This window comes from Nocardiopsis sp. iso_25, from assembly GCF_056173305.1.
Genome location: NZ_CM149667.1, coordinates 1,729,303 through 1,745,690 on the forward strand (window position 1 = coordinate 1,729,303; position 16,388 = coordinate 1,745,690).

General features: G+C 73.3%; 11 protein-coding genes. 10 read left to right on the forward strand and 1 reads right to left on the reverse strand.

Annotated features, from left to right (window positions below; translation table 11 throughout):
* Positions 1 to 13: 13 nt before the first annotated feature.
* From ppdK to mmsB, 10 genes are all read left to right on the forward strand, one after another.
* A complete protein-coding gene (gene ppdK / locus AC0VX6_RS07570; RefSeq protein ID WP_274978076.1) occupies positions 14 to 2,710 on the forward strand; it encodes a pyruvate, phosphate dikinase in 2,697 nt (898 codons plus the stop codon).
* Between the two features lie 370 nt (positions 2,711 to 3,080).
* Positions 3,081 to 4,184 carry a YdcF family protein gene (locus AC0VX6_RS07575; RefSeq protein WP_475467926.1) on the forward strand — a complete coding sequence of 368 codons (1,104 nt, stop codon included), beginning with the start codon at positions 3,081 to 3,083 and terminating at the stop codon, positions 4,182 to 4,184.
* Between the two features lie 51 nt (positions 4,185 to 4,235).
* Positions 4,236 to 5,486, forward strand: a complete 1,251-nt coding sequence (locus AC0VX6_RS07580; protein WP_274976803.1) for a deoxyguanosinetriphosphate triphosphohydrolase — start codon at positions 4,236 to 4,238, stop codon at positions 5,484 to 5,486.
* 175 nt (positions 5,487 to 5,661) lie between these two features.
* On the forward strand, positions 5,662 to 6,672 hold the full coding sequence (locus AC0VX6_RS07585) for a LacI family DNA-binding transcriptional regulator (RefSeq protein WP_475469275.1): 1,011 nt from the start codon (positions 5,662 to 5,664) through the stop codon (positions 6,670 to 6,672).
* A gap of 89 nt (positions 6,673 to 6,761) precedes the next feature.
* Positions 6,762 to 8,435, forward strand: a complete 1,674-nt coding sequence (gene araB / locus AC0VX6_RS07590) for a ribulokinase (protein ID WP_475467928.1) — start codon at positions 6,762 to 6,764, stop codon at positions 8,433 to 8,435.
* Entirely contained in the window at positions 8,432 to 9,124 is a 693-nt protein-coding gene (locus AC0VX6_RS07595) for an L-ribulose-5-phosphate 4-epimerase (protein WP_274976804.1), read from the forward strand. The genes araB and AC0VX6_RS07595 overlap by 4 nt, the downstream gene beginning before the upstream one ends.
* A 67-nt stretch (positions 9,125 to 9,191) precedes the next feature.
* Positions 9,192 to 10,628, forward strand: a complete 1,437-nt coding sequence (locus tag AC0VX6_RS07600) for an L-fucose/L-arabinose isomerase family protein (RefSeq protein ID WP_274976805.1) — start codon at positions 9,192 to 9,194, stop codon at positions 10,626 to 10,628.
* 105 nt (positions 10,629 to 10,733) lie between these two features.
* Positions 10,734 to 11,828: a multiple monosaccharide ABC transporter substrate-binding protein gene (gene chvE, locus AC0VX6_RS07605; protein WP_274976806.1), complete on the forward strand. Its 1,095-nt coding sequence runs from the start codon at positions 10,734 to 10,736 to the stop codon at positions 11,826 to 11,828.
* Between the two features lie 44 nt (positions 11,829 to 11,872).
* Positions 11,873 to 13,402: an ATP-binding cassette domain-containing protein gene (locus AC0VX6_RS07610; RefSeq protein WP_475469276.1), complete on the forward strand. Its 1,530-nt coding sequence runs from the start codon at positions 11,873 to 11,875 to the stop codon at positions 13,400 to 13,402.
* Entirely contained in the window at positions 13,399 to 14,697 is a 1,299-nt protein-coding gene (gene mmsB, locus AC0VX6_RS07615; RefSeq protein ID WP_274976807.1) for a multiple monosaccharide ABC transporter permease, read from the forward strand. The genes AC0VX6_RS07610 and mmsB overlap by 4 nt, the downstream gene beginning before the upstream one ends.
* Before the next feature lie 28 nt (positions 14,698 to 14,725).
* Here mmsB and AC0VX6_RS07620 read toward each other — a convergent pair whose 3' ends face one another.
* Complete coding sequence (locus AC0VX6_RS07620; protein ID WP_274976808.1) at positions 14,726 to 16,363, reverse strand: VWA domain-containing protein; 1,638 nt, start codon at positions 16,361 to 16,363, stop codon at positions 14,726 to 14,728.
* Between the last annotated feature and the right edge of the window lie 25 nt (positions 16,364 to 16,388).

Below are 16,388 nucleotides of genomic sequence, written 5' to 3' on the forward strand. Positions count from 1 at the left end.
AGGGAGCACCCCCGTGGCCAAGTACGTCTACACGTTCACCGAGGGCAACAAGGACCTGAAGGATCTCCTCGGCGGTAAGGGGGCCAACCTCGCCGAGATGACCAACCTCGGCCTGCCCGTTCCCCCCGGGTTCACCATCACCACCGAGGCGTGCCGCCACTACCTCTCCCACGGCAGCATGCCCGCCGGACTCGACGCCGAGATCGAGGCCAACCTCCAGGAACTGGAGAAGGCCATGGGGCGCCGCCTGGGCCAGGCCGACGACCCGCTCCTGGTCAGCGTGCGCTCGGGCGCCAGGTTCTCCATGCCCGGCATGATGGAGACCGTCCTCAACATCGGCCTCAACGACGAGTCCGTCGCGGGCCTGGCCGCCCGGGGCGGCGACGAGCGCTTCGCCTGGGACTCCTACCGGCGCCTGATCCAGATGTTCGGCAGGACCGTGCAGGGCATCGACGGCGAACTCTTCGAGGACGCCATCGAGGAGGCCAAGGCCGCCAAGGGCGTCACCAGCGACCTGGACCTGGACGCCGCCGACCTGCGCCTGCTCGTGGACCGCTTCAAGGAGGTCGTGCGCGAGCGGACCGGCGACCCCTTCCCGAGCGACCCCCGCGAACAGATGGTGCTCGCGGTCCGGGCGGTCTTCGACTCCTGGAACGCCCCCCGCGCCGTCCTCTACCGACGCCGGGAGCGCATCCCCGCCGACCTCGGCACGGCCGTCAACGTCTGCTCCATGGTCTTCGGCAACCTCGGCATGGACTCGGGCACCGGCGTCGCCTTCACCCGAGACCCGGCCACCGGCCAGCCCGGCGTCTACGGCGACTACCTCCAGAACGCCCAGGGCGAGGACGTGGTAGCCGGGATCCGCAACACCGTCCCCCTCGCCGACCTGGAGGGGATCGACGCCCCCAGCTACGGGGAGCTGATGGGCATCATGGACACCCTGGAGAACCACTACCGCGACCTGTGCGACATCGAGTTCACCATCGAACGCGGCAGGCTGTGGATGCTCCAGACCCGGGTGGGCAAGCGCACGGCCGCCGCCGCGTTCCGCATCGCCGACCAGCTCGTGGACCAGGGCGTGATCACCCTGGACGAGGCGGTCCAGCGGGTCACCGGCGACCAGCTCGCCCAGCTGATGTTCCCCCGCTTCGACGAGGAGGCCCTCTCCGGGGCGGACGCCCACCGCCTGGGCCGCGGCATGAACGCCTCGCCCGGTGCCGCCGTCGGCAAGGCCGTCTTCGACTCCTACACCGCCGTCAAGTGGTCGCGCAGCGGCGAGAGGGTCATCCTGTGCCGCCGCGAGACCAACCCCGACGACCTGGAGGGCATGATCGCCGCCGAGGGCATCCTCACCAGCCGCGGCGGCAAGACCTCGCACGCCGCCGTGGTCGCCCGCGGCATGGGCAAGACCTGCGTGTGCGGCGCGGAGGAGCTCGACATCGACACCAAGAACCGGCGCATGACCGCGCCGGGCGGCGAGGTGGTCGAGGAGGGCGACGTCATCTCCATCGACGGCACCAGCGGCGAGGTCCTCCTCGGCGAGGTCCCCGTGGTGGACTCGCCCGTCGTGCGCTACTTCGAGGGCGAGATCGACCCCGCCTCCGACGAGGCCGACGACCTCGTGCGCTCGGTGGACCGCCTCATGCACTACGTGGACGCCGCCCGCCGCATGCGCGTGCGCGCCAACGCCGACACCGCCGAGGACGCCGCCCGGGCCCGCCGCATGGGCGCGCAGGGGATCGGCCTGTGCCGGACCGAGCACATGTTCCTCGGCGACCGCCGCCAGCTCGTGGAGCGGCTCATCCTCGCCGACACCGCTGAGGAGCAGGAGCAGGCCCTCGACGCGCTGCTGCCGCTCCAGCGCGAGGACTTCGGCGGCATCCTGGCGGCCATGGACGGCCTGCCGGTGACCGTGCGCCTGCTGGACCCGCCGCTGCACGAGTTCCTGCCCGACATCACCGAGCTGTCGGTGCGCGTGGCCGTGGCCGAGGCGCGCGGGGAGAGCCACGAGAACGACCTGCGGGTGCTCCAGGCGGTGCACAAGCTGCACGAGCAGAACCCGATGCTGGGCCTGCGCGGCGTGCGCCTGGGCCTGGTCGTGCCGGGGCTGTTCACCATGCAGGTGCGCGCCATCGCCCAGGCCGCCGTCGACCGGATCGCCGCGGGCGGGCGCCCCCGCCCCGAGATCATGATCCCGCTGGTGGGCACCGTGCAGGAACTGGAGATCATCCGCGAGGACGCGCTGCGCGTGCTGCGCGAGGTGGGCCGGGAGAGCGGCGTCGAACTCGATTTCCCCGTCGGCACGATGATCGAGCTGCCCCGCGCCGCGCTGACCGCCGGGCAGATCGCCGAGAACGCCGAGTTCTTCTCCTTCGGCACCAACGACCTCACCCAGACGGTCTGGGGCTTCTCGCGCGACGACGTGGAGGCCTCCTTCTTCTCCGCCTACCTGGAGAAGGGCGTGTTCGGGGTCTCGCCGTTCGAGTCCCTGGACGTGGACGGAGTGGGCCGCCTCGTGCGCATCGCGGCGGAGGAGGGGCGCGCCGCCCGCCCGGGCATCAAGCTCGGTGTGTGCGGCGAGCACGGCGGCGACCCCGCCTCGGTGCACTTCTTCCACCGCGTGGGCCTGGACTACGTCTCCTGCTCCCCGTTCCGGGTACCCGTCGCCCGCCTGGAGGCGGGCCGGGCCGCCGGACACACCGCGCCCTGACCGAGCCGGGGACGCACGCGGGTGCGGCGGTCCCCGCGGACCGCCGCACCCGCTTTCCCCCACCGCGCCGAGGCGGCGGAAGTCCCTGTGCGGAGGGGGGAACGGCGCCTCCCCGACGCCCTAGACTCGTCCCGGTCGGCCGAACGCGCGGGAATGCGCTGTGATCTGTTCGTGATGTATTCTGGCCGCCAGCCGGGCCACCACTTCCCCGCCCGCCTCCCCGTGTCCGCAGAACCGCGTACGGGGTGCGCTGACACCACCCTCCGCCACGGTCCTCTCACGGGCCGAACCGCTGAGAACCAGCGGTGGGCGGAGGCCGTCCCAGTGGGGTGACACGCCCCCCGACCAGAGAATGTGCGGAGGTGAGCCGGTGCGAACGGCGAACGACGGCCGCGGCGACGAGCCGTGGGACGACCCGACCACCGCCCCCTCGTCCGACGACGAGGCCACCCAGGTCTTCTCCCGGGGGGCCTACGTCCCGGCCTCCTCCGGAGCCGAGGGCACCCGCGCGTTCTCCGTCGACGACGCCGCCCGTACCCGCTCCGACGACGATGCCACCCGCGTGTTCTCCGCCGACGACGGGACCACGCGGGAGTTCCGGCGCGACGAGGTCCCGGCGCCCGGCGCGACCGCCCCGCAGGGCGTGTCCGACGACCGTCCGGCGGCCGACGACGCCGTCTTCACCCGCCGCTTCGTCCGCGAGCGCCCCCGGCCCCGCACCCGCGTCTCCCCGCCTCCGGCGCCCGCACCCCCCGAGGCGGGGTTCCCGGAGGAGGAGTTCCCGCGCGCCCCGGAGCCCGCTCCCAGCCGCCGCCCCGAGCCGCCGTCCTTCTCCCGGCCGCGCCGCCGCGGCCGGCGCCGCTTCCGCCTGCGCTGGCTGGTCAGCCTGCTGCTGGTCACCGCCCTGGCCGTCCCGGTCGGCACCTGGGCCTGGGTCTGGTACGTGGCCCGCCAGGACGAGCGCACCCCCTCCGACGCCATCGTCGTGCTCGGCGCCAGCCAGTACAACGGCGTGCCCTCGCCCGTCTTCGAGGCCCGGCTGCGCCAAGCCCAGGCCCTCTACCTGGAGGGCGTGGCCCCGGTCATCGTCACCGTGGGCGGCAAGCTGCCCGGCGACAACTTCACCGAGGCCGCCTCCGGACGCAACTGGCTGATCGAGGTGGGCGTCCCCGGCGCCCAGATCATCGCGGTGGAGGAGGGGAGAGACACCCTCCAGAGCATCGACGCCGTCGCCGAGGTCTTCGAGGCCAACTCCTGGGACACCGCCATCCTCGTCTCCGACCCCTGGCACAGCCTGCGCTCCGAACGCATGGCCGCCGCCCACGGCATCGAGGCGGGAACCTCGCCCTCGCGGTCGGGGCCCGCGGTCATCGAGCGCCGGACCCAGCTGTGGTACATCACCAGGGAGACCGCGGCGCTCTGGTACTACTGGATCTTCAACGACAGCAGCGACATCCAGGTCGATGCCGCCTGACCAGCGCGGACGGCGCCCGGGTCGTAGCTGGGAAGTAGGCTCGCAGACACCATGACGAACAACCCCCGCGAGGGCGGAGCACTCGGCTACACCGACCAGGACACCGAGCGCATGGCCCTGGAGAACCGCAAGAACCGGGCCCGCGACCCCTTCGAACGGGACCGGGCCCGGGTCCTGCACAGCGCCGCCCTGCGCCGCCTGGCCGCCAAGACCCAGGTCGTCCAGCCCGGTGTGAGCGACTTCCCGCGCACCCGCCTCACCCACTCCCTGGAGTGCGCCCAGATCGGCCGCGAACTCGGCCAGGCCCTGGGCTGCGACCCCGACCTGGTGGAGGCGGCCTGCCTGTCCCACGACCTGGGGCATCCGCCCTTCGGTCACAACGGCGAACGCGCCCTGGACGAGGCCGCCGCCGACTGCGGCGGTTTCGAGGGCAACGCCCAGAGCCTGCGACTGCTCGTGCGCCTGGAGGGCAAGGTCATCGACCCCGACGGGCGCAGCGCGGGGCTCAACCTCACCCGCGCCACCCTCGACGCCACCGTCAAGTACCCCTGGCTCCGGGGCGAGGGCGGCGACACCCACAAGTTCAACTGCTACCCCGACGACATCGCGGTGTTCGACTGGCTGCGCCGGGACGCGCCCCCGGGGCGCACCTGCTTCGAGGCCCAGGTCATGGACTGGGCCGACGACGTCGCCTACTCCGTGCACGACGTCGAGGACGCCCTGCACGCCGGGCTGGTGGACCCCGCGGCCCTGCGCGGCTCCGCCGAGCGCGCCGAGGTCGTGCGGATCGCCGCCGCCGACTACTGCGACGCCGACCCGGCCGAACTCGACGAGGTCTTCACCGGCCTGATCGCCCACCCCGCGTGGCCGCGCGAGTTCACCGGCGACCTCGCCTCGCTCGCCGCGCTCAAGAACCTCACCAGCGGGCTCATCGGCCGCTTCTGCCGGGCCGCGGAGGAGGCCACCCGCGCCGCGTACGGTCCCGGGCGCCTCACCCGTTACGGCGGCGACCTCCTCGTGCCCCGCCGCCCCCTGCTGGAGTGCGCCCTGCTCAAGGCGGTCGCCGCCCACTTCGTGCTCTCGCGGGAGGAGGCCCGGGTCTACCAGGCCGAGGAGCGCCGCCTGATCACCGAGCTGGTCGGCCTCCTGTGGAAGAACGCCCCCGAGGGCCTGGACCCGCAGTTCCGCACCGCCTTCACCGGGGCCGCCGACGACTCCGCCGCCCTGCGCGTGGTCATCGACCAGGTCGCCTCGCTGACCGACACCTCCGCGACCGCGCTGCACGCCGGTCTCACCGGCTGAGCGCGGGGCCGCGCCCGCGCGCCCGGGCCCCTTCACCCCGTTCCCGCGATTGGGGTGAAGGGGGGTTGACTTCACTGATGTGAGCGCTAACAATGTTGCGCACATCACAGAATTCCCCCTTCCCGTGCGCGGAGGTGTCGTCCCGGTGAAACCCCCAGGTGGCCGTACCCCCGTCATGGCGGACGTGGCCCGGCTGGCCGGAGTCTCCCACCAGACGGTGTCGCGGGTGGTCAACGGCCACCCCAACGTCCGCGAGGAGACGGTGCTGCGGGTGCGCGACGCCATCGAGGAGCTGGGCTACCACCGCAACTCCACGGCGCGCGCCCTGGTCACCCGCCGCACCAACGTGCTCGGCGTCATCGCCTTCGACCCCACGCTCTTCGGCCCGGCGCAGACCCTGGCGGGGATCGAGCGGGCCGCGCGCGAGGCGGGCTACTTCCTGAGCATGGTCAGCCTCGACGACGTGTCGCCCGAAGGAGTGGTCGCGGCGGCCGACTACCTGATCCAGCAGTCGGTCGAGGGCTGCGTGGCGATCGCCCCCCAGCGCGCCCTGGTGGAGGCGCTGGCCGCGCTGCCCGGCCCCGGACCCCTGGTCGCGGTCGAGGGCGGCGAGGGCTCGGGCCTTCCCGTCGTCTGCGTCGACCAGGTCCAGGGCGCCCACGACGCCGTCCGCCACCTGCTCGACCTGGGCCACACGACCGTCCACCACGTGGAGGGCGACCCCCTGTGGCTGGAGTCCGAGGCCCGGGTGGTCGGGTGGCGCCGGGCCCTGGAGGAGGCCGGTGCGCCGGTCCCCGAACCGCTCCAGGGGGACTGGAGCCCCCGGTCGGGCTACGAGCTGGGCCGGGCACTGGTGCGCAGGCGCGCCGAGGGGGAGCGGGTCACGGCGATCTTCGTGGGCAACGACCAGATGGCCATCGGCGTGCTGCGCGCGCTGCACGAGGCGGACCTGCACGTCCCCGGCGACGTCAGCGTGGTCGGCTTCGACGACGTCCCCGAGGCCGAGTACCTGACCCCGTCCCTGACCACCGTCCACCAGGACTTCGCCCAGGTGGGCCGGGAGAGCCTGGCACTGCTGCTCGCCGAGATCGCCCGGGAGGGACCGGCCGACCCCTCCGGGGCCGAGCGCCGGGTCGTCCCGGCGCGGTTGCGGGTGCGCGGCAGCAGCGGGCCCCCGCCGCCGTGACCCCCTGAGACCTCCCTGTCCGCCCCCTCACGGAGGAGTTTCCCTTGGTCCAGAATGTTAGCGCTAACAATTCACGTCCACCCGACCCGGTGGTCGTGGGCGTCGACTTCGGCACCCTCTCCGGCCGCGCCGTCGTCGTCCGGGTCCGCGACGGCGCCGAACTCGGCTCCGCCGACTCCGTCTACCGGCACGGCGTCATCACCGCGCACCTGCCCGGATCGGCCGAGCCCCTCGAACCCGAGACCGCGCTCCAGCACCCCGAGGACTACCGCGAGGTCCTGCGCACCGCCGTCCCCGAGGCGCTGCGCACCGCCGGGGTCGCGCCGGAGCGGGTCGTCGGAGTCGGCACCGACTTCACCGCCTGCACGGTCCTGCCGGTGACCGCGGACGGCACGCCCCTGTGCGAGCTGCCCGACCTGGCCCGGCGCCCGCACGCCTGGCCCAAGCTGTGGCGCCACCACGCCGCCCAGCCCGAGGCCGACGAGATCAACGCCCTGGCCGCCGAGCGCGGCGAGAAGTGGCTGGCCCGCTACGGGGGGAGGATCTCCTCCGAGTGGGAGTTCGCCAAGGCCCTGCAGGTCCTGCGCGACGACCCCGGCGTGTACGAGCGCGCCGACCGCTGGATCGAGGCCGCCGACTGGATCGTGTGGCAGCTGTGCGGACACGAGACCCGCAACGTCGCCACCGCCGGCTACAAGGGCATCCACCAGGACGGCGCCTGGCCCTCGGCGGACTTCCTGTCCGCCCTCGACCCCCGCTTCGCCCGCTTCGTCCAGGACAAGCTCGCCCACCCCCTGTCCCAGCTCGGCGAGCGCGCGGGCGGCCTCACCGCCCGCGCCGCGGCCTGGACCGGGCTGCCCGAGGGCGTTCCCGTCGCGGTCGGCAACATCGACGCCCACGTCACCGCCGCCACCGCGCAGACCACCGGCAACGGCCGGATGCTCGCCATCATGGGCACCAGCACCTGCCACGTCATGAACTCCGACGTCCTGGCCGAGATCCCGGGCATGTGCGGCCTGGCCCACGGCGGCATCACCCCCGGAGCGTGGGGCTACGAGGCGGGCCAGAGCGGCGTCGGCGACGTCTTCGCCTGGTTCGCCGACTCCTACGTGCCCCCCGCCTACCACGACGAGGCCCGCGAACGCGACCTGTCCGTGCACGACCTGCTCTCGGAACGGGCCGCCGGCGCCGCGGTGGGGGAGCACGGGCTCCTCGCCCTGGACTGGCACAGCGGCAACCGCTCGGTCCTGGTCGACCACGACCTGTCCGGCGTGCTCGTCGGCCTGACCCTGGCAACCCGGCCCGAGGAGGTCTACCGCGCCCTGGTCGAGGCCACCGCCTTCGGCACCCGCACCATCGTCGAGGCCTTCGCCGACGCCGGGGTCCCCGTGCACGACCTCACCATCGGCGGCGGCATGGTCCGCAACCCCTTCGTCCTCCAGGTCTACGCCGACGTCCTGGGCCGGCCGCTGCGCGTCGTGGCCTCCGAACACAGCTGCGCGGTGGGGGCCGCCATCCACGCCGCGGTCGCCGCCGGAGCCCACCCCGACATCCACGCCGCCTCCGCCGCCATGGGCGGGGTACGCGAGGAGACGGTCGACCCCGACCCGGCCCGGGCCGCCGCCTACGACGGGCTCTTCGCCCTCTACACCGAACTCCACGACCACTTCGGCCGGGGCGGCAGCCGCAGCCTGCACCGCCTGCGGGCCCTGCGCAACGCCGCCCTGTCCGCCGCCGCGAGCGGCGGGGAAGGAGAACGATGACCGCCCCCACCCCCACGGCCGTCCCCGAGGAGCACCGGGAGGAGGTGGAGCGCCTGCGCACCCTGGTGTGCGCCCTGCACGCCGAACTGCCCCGGTGGAACCTGGTCACCTGGACCAGCGGCAACGTCTCCGCCCGCGTCCCCGGCGCCGACCTGATGGTGATCAAGCCCAGCGGCGTCTCCTACGACGACCTCTCCCCGTCCGACATGGTCGTCTGCGACCTGGACGGCCGCCCGGTGGAGGGCGCGCACAAGCCCTCCAGCGACACCTCCGCCCACGCCTACGTCTACCGCGCCCGCCCCGACGTCGGCGGCGTCGCGCACACGCACAGCCCCTACGCCACCGCCTGGGCCGCGCGCGGCGAGGCCATCCCCTGCGCCATCACCGCGATGGCCGACGAGTTCGGCGGCGACATCCCCGTCGGCCCGTTCGCCCTCATCGGCGGCGACGACATCGGCAGGGGCGTGGTCGCCACCCTGGAGGGCCACCGCTCGCCCGCCGTCCTCATGCGCGGCCACGGCGTGTTCACCGTCGGAGCGGGTGCCGGGGCGGCGGTCAAGGCCGCCGTGATGTGCGAGGACGTCGCCCGGACCGTCCACATCGCCCGCCAGGGCGGCCCCCTCCAGCGCCTTCCCCAGGAGCACATCGACTCCCTCCACGACCGCTACCGGAACGTCTACGGCCAGTAGGGCGCGTCCGGCCACGCCCCGCCGCACGACGCCCCGGCACCCACCGAACACGCGCTAAGGAAGCACCGTGACCGTACCCACGCCCCCCGCCACCGAGCACCCCCCCGTGCGCGCCCGAGCCCCCCGCGTCGGCCTGCTCGGCATCATGCAGCCGCTCTACGACGACATGATCCCCGGCATCACCGAGCACCAGGCGGCGTACGCGGCCCGGGTGGCCGAACGCCTCTCCGGCGTCGCCGAGTGGACCGTCGCCCCGCCGGTGCGCGGGCGCGCCGACGCGGAGGAGGCGATCCGCGGCTTCGAGGCCGCCGGACTCGACGGGATCCTGGTCGTCATGCTCACCTACGGCCCCTCCCTGCGCGTCACCCGCGCGCTGGCCCGCACCCACCTGCCCCTGGCGCTGGCCAACATCCAGCCCGACCCCGCGGTGAGCCCGTCCTGGGACATGGACGACATGACCTACAACCAGGGCATCCACGGAGCCCAGGACACCGCCAACGCCATGGTGCGGGCGGGGCTGCCCTTCGAGGTCCTCACCGGCGAGTGGCAGAGCCCGGAGTTCGCCGCGCGCGTGGACCGCTGGGCGCGGGCGGCCCGCGCCGTCACCGCCCTGCGCGGGCTGCGGGTCGGCGTGTTCGGCTACCCCATGAACGGCATGGGCGACGCCCGGGTGGACGAGACCGCGCTGCTGCGCAAACTCGGCCCCGAGGTCCACGTCATCGCGCCCGGAGCCCTGCACCGGACCATGGCCGACCTGCCCGGACAGGCGGTGCGCGACCTCATGGCCTGGGAGGACGGGGCCCTGGAGGTGGACGGCCGCCTGTCCGAGGAGGAGCGCGAGGACCACGCCCGCATGCAGCTGGGCATCGAACGGCTGCTGGAGGAGGCCGGGTGCGGCGCCTACTCCACCCACTTCGACGCGATCGGGGAGGACGGCCGCTTCGCCCGGCTGCCGATGGCCGCCGCCTCCACCCTGATGGCCCAGGGGTACGGGTTCGCCGGCGAGGGCGACGTCCTGGCCGCCTCGATCGTCTACGCCGGGCACCAGCTCGCCGGGGACGGCCACTTCACCGAGATGTACGCGATGGACTTCCCCAGCGACTCCATCCTCATGAGCCACATGGGCGAGGGGAACTGGAGGGTGGCGCGCGAGGACGAGCCCGTCCGGCTGGTCAAGCGCCCGCTGGGCATCGGCGGCCTGGGCGACCCGCCCACCATCGTGTTCCGCTACCGGCCGGGCCCGGCCACCCTGGCCTCCCTGGTCGCCCTCGGCGGAGAGGAGTTCCGCCTGGTCGTGGCCGAGGGCGAGGTCATCGACGCCCCCGAACTGCCGTCCCTGGAGATGCCCTACGGCCAGTTCCGCCCCGACACGGGCGTGCGGGCCTGCATGGACGCCTGGCTCCGCGCGGGCGGCACCCACCACATGGTCATGAACACCGGTGCGCGCGCGCAGGACTGGCGGGTCCTGTGCGAGCTGGCCGGAATCGAGTACGTCCGGGTCTGACCCGGACGCCCGGCGCCCCGGCGCCCCCGCCCCCACCAGCAGGAACCGACCGCAACCCCCCCCGGCGCGCACCCGCGCCCGGACCACCCCCGGAAAGGCGAACGCATGACCCCCCACCCCCGACGCACACCCCTCCTGGCAGCCGCGCTGTGCGGCACACTCCTGCTCACCGCCTGCGGAGGCGTCGGCGACGCCGCGCGGCCCGAGGGCGAGGCCGGAGTCGTCGGCATCGCCATGCCCACCCAGTCCTCGGAGCGCTGGATCAACGACGGCGAGAACATGGTCGCCGAGTTCGAGGCCCGCGGCTTCGGCACCGACCTCCAGTACGGCGAGGACGTCGTGGAGGACCAGGTCTCCCAGATCGAGAACATGATCACCCGGGGCGCCGACGTCCTGGTCATCGCCTCCATCGACGGCGAGGCCCTCGGCGACGTGCTGGACATGGCCGCCTCCAGCGACATCCCCGTCATCGCCTACGACCGCCTCATCCTCGGCAGCGAGCACGTCGACTACTACGCCACCTTCGACAACTTCCAGGTGGGCGTCCTCCAGGGCGAGTACATCGTTCAGGCCCTCGACCTGGAGAACGAGGAGGGGCCCTTCAACATCGAGCTGTTCGGCGGCTCGCCCAACGACAACAACTCCTCCTACTTCCTCGACGGGGCGATGTCGGTGCTCCAGCCCCACATCGACGACGGCCGCCTCGTCGTCCGCAGCGGCCAGACCTCCATGGAGCAGATCGCCACCCAGGAGTGGTCCGGCGCCATCGCCCAGGACCGCATGGACAACCTGCTCAGCGCCCACTACTCCGAAGAGGAGGTGCACGCGGTCCTGTCGCCCTACGACGGCATGAGCCTCGGCGTGATCGAGTCCCTGCGCGCCGTCGGCTACGGCACCGAGGCCCGGCCCCTGCCCGTCATCACCGGACAGGACGCGGAGGCCGCCTCGGTCCGCTCCATCATCGCCGGGGAGCAGACCCAGACCGTCTTCAAGGACATCCGGAGCCTGGCCACCCAGACCGTGGACATGGTCGAGGCCCTGGTCCAGGGCGAGGAAGTCCCGGTCAACGACACCGAGAGCTACGACAACGGCGTCAAGGTCGTCCCCTCCTACCTGCTCGACCCCGTCTCTGTGGACGCCGACAACTACCACGAGGTCCTCGTCGAGAGCGGCTACTACGAGGAGGCCGAACTCCAGTGACGGCGGAGGAGAGGCGGCCCGCCCCCGGCGGGCCGCTCCTGACGATGCGCGACATCCGCAAGGACTTCCCCGGGGTGCGGGCCCTGGACGGGGTGTCGCTGACCGTCGGCCACGGCCGCGTCCACGCCCTGATGGGGGAGAACGGCGCGGGCAAGTCGACGCTGATGAAGGTGCTCAGCGGGGTCCACCCCACGGGCTCCCACAGCGGCGAGATCCTCATGGACGGGCAGCCCTGCGCCTTCTCCGGCGTGGCCGACAGCGAGCGCGCGGGCATCGCCATCATCCACCAGGAACTCGCCCTCATCCCGCAGCTGTCCATCAGCGAGAACGTCTTCCTCGGCCACGAGCATGCCCGCTACGGCGTCCTGGACTGGGGCGCCACCCACGCCCGGGCCCGCGAACTCCTGCGCCGGGTCGGCCTGGACGAGAACCCGGCCACGCCCGTCTCGGCGCTGAGCGTGGGCGCCAGACAGCTCGTGGAGATCGCCAAGGCCCTGGCCAAACGGGTGCGGCTGCTCATCCTGGACGAGCCCACCTCCGCGCTGAACGAGGCGGAGAGCACCCGGCTGCTCGAACTCCTCCTGGACCTGCGCGACCAGGGCGTCACGTGCATCCTCATCTCGCACAAGCTCGGCGAGGTGGTGCGCGTGTGCGACGAGGTCACCATCCTGCGCGACGGCCGCGCCATCGAGACCCTCGCCGTGGAGCGCGACGCCGACGGCAACCCCTCCGTCGACGAGGACCGCATCATCCGCGGGATGGTCGGCCGCGCGCTGGACCAGCGCCACCCGCCGCGCACCGGCGAGGTCGGCCGGGTGCGCTTCGAGGTCCGCGACTGGACGGTGGACCACCCCACCCAGGCCGGGCGGCGCGTGGTGGACGGGGTCGGCCTGACCCTGAGCGCCGGGGAGGTCGTGGGCATGGCCGGCCTCATGGGCGCAGGGCGCACCGAGTTCGCGATGAACCTGTTCGGCCGCTCCTACGGGCGCCGCGTCCGCGGCACCCTGCTCAAGGACGGCGCCGAACTCGCGACCGCCAGCGTAGCCGACGCCGTCCGCGGCGGCCTCGCCTACGTCCCCGAGGACCGCAAGACCCTCGGCCTGATCCTGGACGACGACATCCGCCACAACACCACGCTGGCGGCCCTGGACCGCGTGTCCGCGCGCGGCGTCCTCGACCCCGGCCTGGAGGCGGTGGAGGCCGCCAGGATGAGCGAGAGCATGCGGGTCAGGAGCCGGGGCACCACCCAGACCGTGCGCACCCTCAGCGGCGGCAACCAGCAGAAGGTCGTCCTGGGCAAGTGGATGTTCACCCGGCCCGAACTGCTGATCCTCGACGAGCCCACCCGCGGCATCGACGTCGGCGCCAAGTACGAGATCTACCTCATCATCCGCCGCCTCGCCGCGGAGGGCGCCTGCGTGCTGCTTATCTCCTCCGAACTCCCCGAGATCCTCGGCATGTGCGACCGGATCTACACGATGTGCGAGGGACGCATCACCGGAGAGGTCCCCGGTGAGGGGGCCGACCAGGAAACCCTCATGAGACTGATGACGCGAACCGGGGGACACCCGTGAAAGAGCCCACCGCAACCTCCCGACTCTCCCGGCTCGGCGGCGCGCTGACCCGCGGCAACTCCCGCCAGTACGGCATGGCCGCCGCCCTGGTGGCCATCATCGTGCTGTTCCAGATCCTCACCGGGGGCCTGCTCCTCACCCCGCTCAACGTCACCAACCTGATCATGCAGAACTCCTACATCCTGATCCTGGCGATCGGGATGATGCTGGTCATCGTCACCGGCCACATCGACCTCTCGGTCGGCTCGGTGGTGGCCTTCACCGGCGCGGTGTCGGCCATCATGCTCACCTCCTGGGGCCTGCCCACGGTCGTGGTCGTGCCGGTGGCCCTGCTGCTCGGCGCGCTCATCGGCGCCTGGCAGGGCTTCTGGGTGGCCTACGTGCGGGTCCCGGCGTTCATCGTCACCCTCGCCGGGATGCTCGTCTTCCGCGGCGCGACCCTGGCCGTCCTGGGCGGGGAGTCCGTGGCTCCGCTGCCGCCCTCCCTGCGCAACATCGCCAGCGGGTTCCTGCCCTGGCAGGCCGGGGACGGCCTCCACCTGCCCACCCTGCTGCTGGGCGCGGCGGGGGCCGCCGCCCTGGTGTGGATCCAGTGGCGCTCGCGGTCCCGCTCGATCGGGTACGGGCTCCCGGTCCAGCCCGCGCCGGTCACCGCCGCCTCCTCGGCCGTGATCGTCGCGGCCATCCTGGCGTTCACCTACGTGCTCGCCGACTACAACGGGCTGCCCGTCGTGGGCGTGCTGCTCGTCGCGCTCATCGCCGGGTACTCGTTCGTCATGCGCTCCACGACCATGGGCAGGAGGGTCTACGCCGTCGGCGGCAGCGAGCAGGCCGCCGCTCTGTCGGGCATCCGCACCCAGCGCACCACGTTCTGGGTGTTCGTCAACATGGGCGTGCTCTCGGCGCTGGCCGGGCTCGTCTTCACCGCCCGGCTCAACGCCGCCACGACCGGCGCCGGGACCATGTTCGAACTCGACGCCATCGCCGCGGCCTTCATCGGCGGCGCCTCCGCCTCCGGGGGCGTGGGCACCGTCGTCGGAGCCGTCATCGGAGCCCTGGTCATGGGCGTGCTCAACAACGGCATGTCCCTGATCGGCCTGGGCGTGGACTGGCAGCAGCTCATCAAGGGGTTGGTGCTGCTCCTGGCGGTCGCCTTCGACATCTACAACAAGCGCCGCGTCAGCGCCGGGCCCGTCACCGTCTCCGTCCCCCCGCCCTCCTCCGGGGCGGGCCGGGGCGGTGACGGGGCCCAGGGTCCGCCGCCCACGGCGGACCGGGCCCGGGCATCCTCCTGAGGAGACCGTCTCCGGGAGGTCCGGGGCTTCACTGGTAGCCCCGGATCTCCCGGAAGACCTCCTCCAACTCCTGCTCGCGGGCGTCGAACACCCGGCCGCCCGTCAGCTCCGCCAGCTCGGTCATCTCCGGCACGTCCGACTCGCCGAACAGCACCGTGAACACCGGCACCCGCGCCACCGGCTCCGACCGCGCCGCCAGCGACTCACGGAAGCCCTCCAGCCCCACGCCCCGGTTCACCTCGCCGTCGGTCATCAGCACCACCGACATCAGGGGTTCAGCGCCGTCCGATCCCGTGCCGCCCTCCAACAGCTCGTACGCCCGCACCAGGGCGTCGTAGGCGGCCGTGTCGCCCTCGGCCTCCAGCTCCTCCACCGCCGCGGACAGGTCCGCGCCGGCCCCGTCCACCGAACCCGACTCCACCACGAAGGTGCGCGGGTCGGCGGGCCACGTGGAGAACGGCAGCAGCGTCACCACCTCCCGGTCCTGGAAGGCCTGCGTGCTCCGGGCCAGCGAACCGCCGTCCGCGCCGGTCAGCGCGCCCAGGGCCGACTGGAGCTCGGCGAGCCGGTCGCCCTCCATCGACCCCGACACGTCCAGCACGTACACGGTGCGCGCCGGACGGCGCAGCGAGGCCGCGTAGTCCGCGACCAGCCCGTCCACGACCTCCCGGCTCGCCGGGAACGGCAGCTCCACCAGCGAGGGCACCGGCGGGGACAGCTCGGCCCCGGCCGTGACCGGGCGCCGCCGGGTCCGGTCGGCGATCCGCTGCTGGGTCCCCTCCGACGTCAGGTCCTCCACCAGCCGCTCGTACCCGTCCAGCGCCTGCTCCGAGGGGTCCGACAGCAGCGTCAGCGGGTAGTCGGCCGTCACCACGCCGTCGGCCGGGTACACGACCGTCAGGGGCTCCTCCAGCACGCCGGAGGCGTTCAGGGACAGGATCACCGACTCGTAGTTGACCAGGCCGTCCACCGGCTCGCCGCCCTCCGCGCGCCGCACGAACGCGTCCGTGAGCCACCCCGAGGACCCCGCCGTCACCTCCTGGCCCGCGAAGAACTCCGCCAGCTCCGGTCCCACCCGCTCCACGTCCTCCGACCGCAGCGCCGCGCCCGTGTCGGCCATCGCCGAGGCCACCCCGATCAGCGCGGAGAAGCCCGAGTTGGAGGCGCCCGGGTTGGTCATCCCGTAGTCCAACCCTTCTTCCACGACCGCCCGGTGCACGTCGGACCAGGTCACCTCCGCGCCCCCGTCCCACCCCAGCTCCCGCGCGCGGTCGGCGGCCACGCCCAGCACCACCGGGGAGACCATGACCGGCGTCTCCTCGTGCACCGCCGACCGGCCGTCGCCGTCCAGGTTGAGGTAGCGGTTGGAGGCGAACCACACCGCGTCGTACTCCCCGCCCCCGCCCCGCCGGTCGCCCGCGGCGATCCGGGCCATGCCGTCCAGCGTGCCGGTGTACTCCAGCTCCACGGTCACCCCGGTGCGCTCCCCGGCCTCCTCCAGCAGCGGCTCCAGGTCGGCGATCTCGCTCCCGGCCAGGATCCGCAGCGTCACGTCCGGGGCGGGCTCCGGGGCGGAGCAGCCCGCCACCGCCAGGGCCGCCGCCAGGGCCGCCGCGCACGCGCCGCGGACACCGCGGCCCCTACCGGTCCCCGCTCCAGCCGCCATCGCCGTCCCGCCTCCGTGTCCGCGC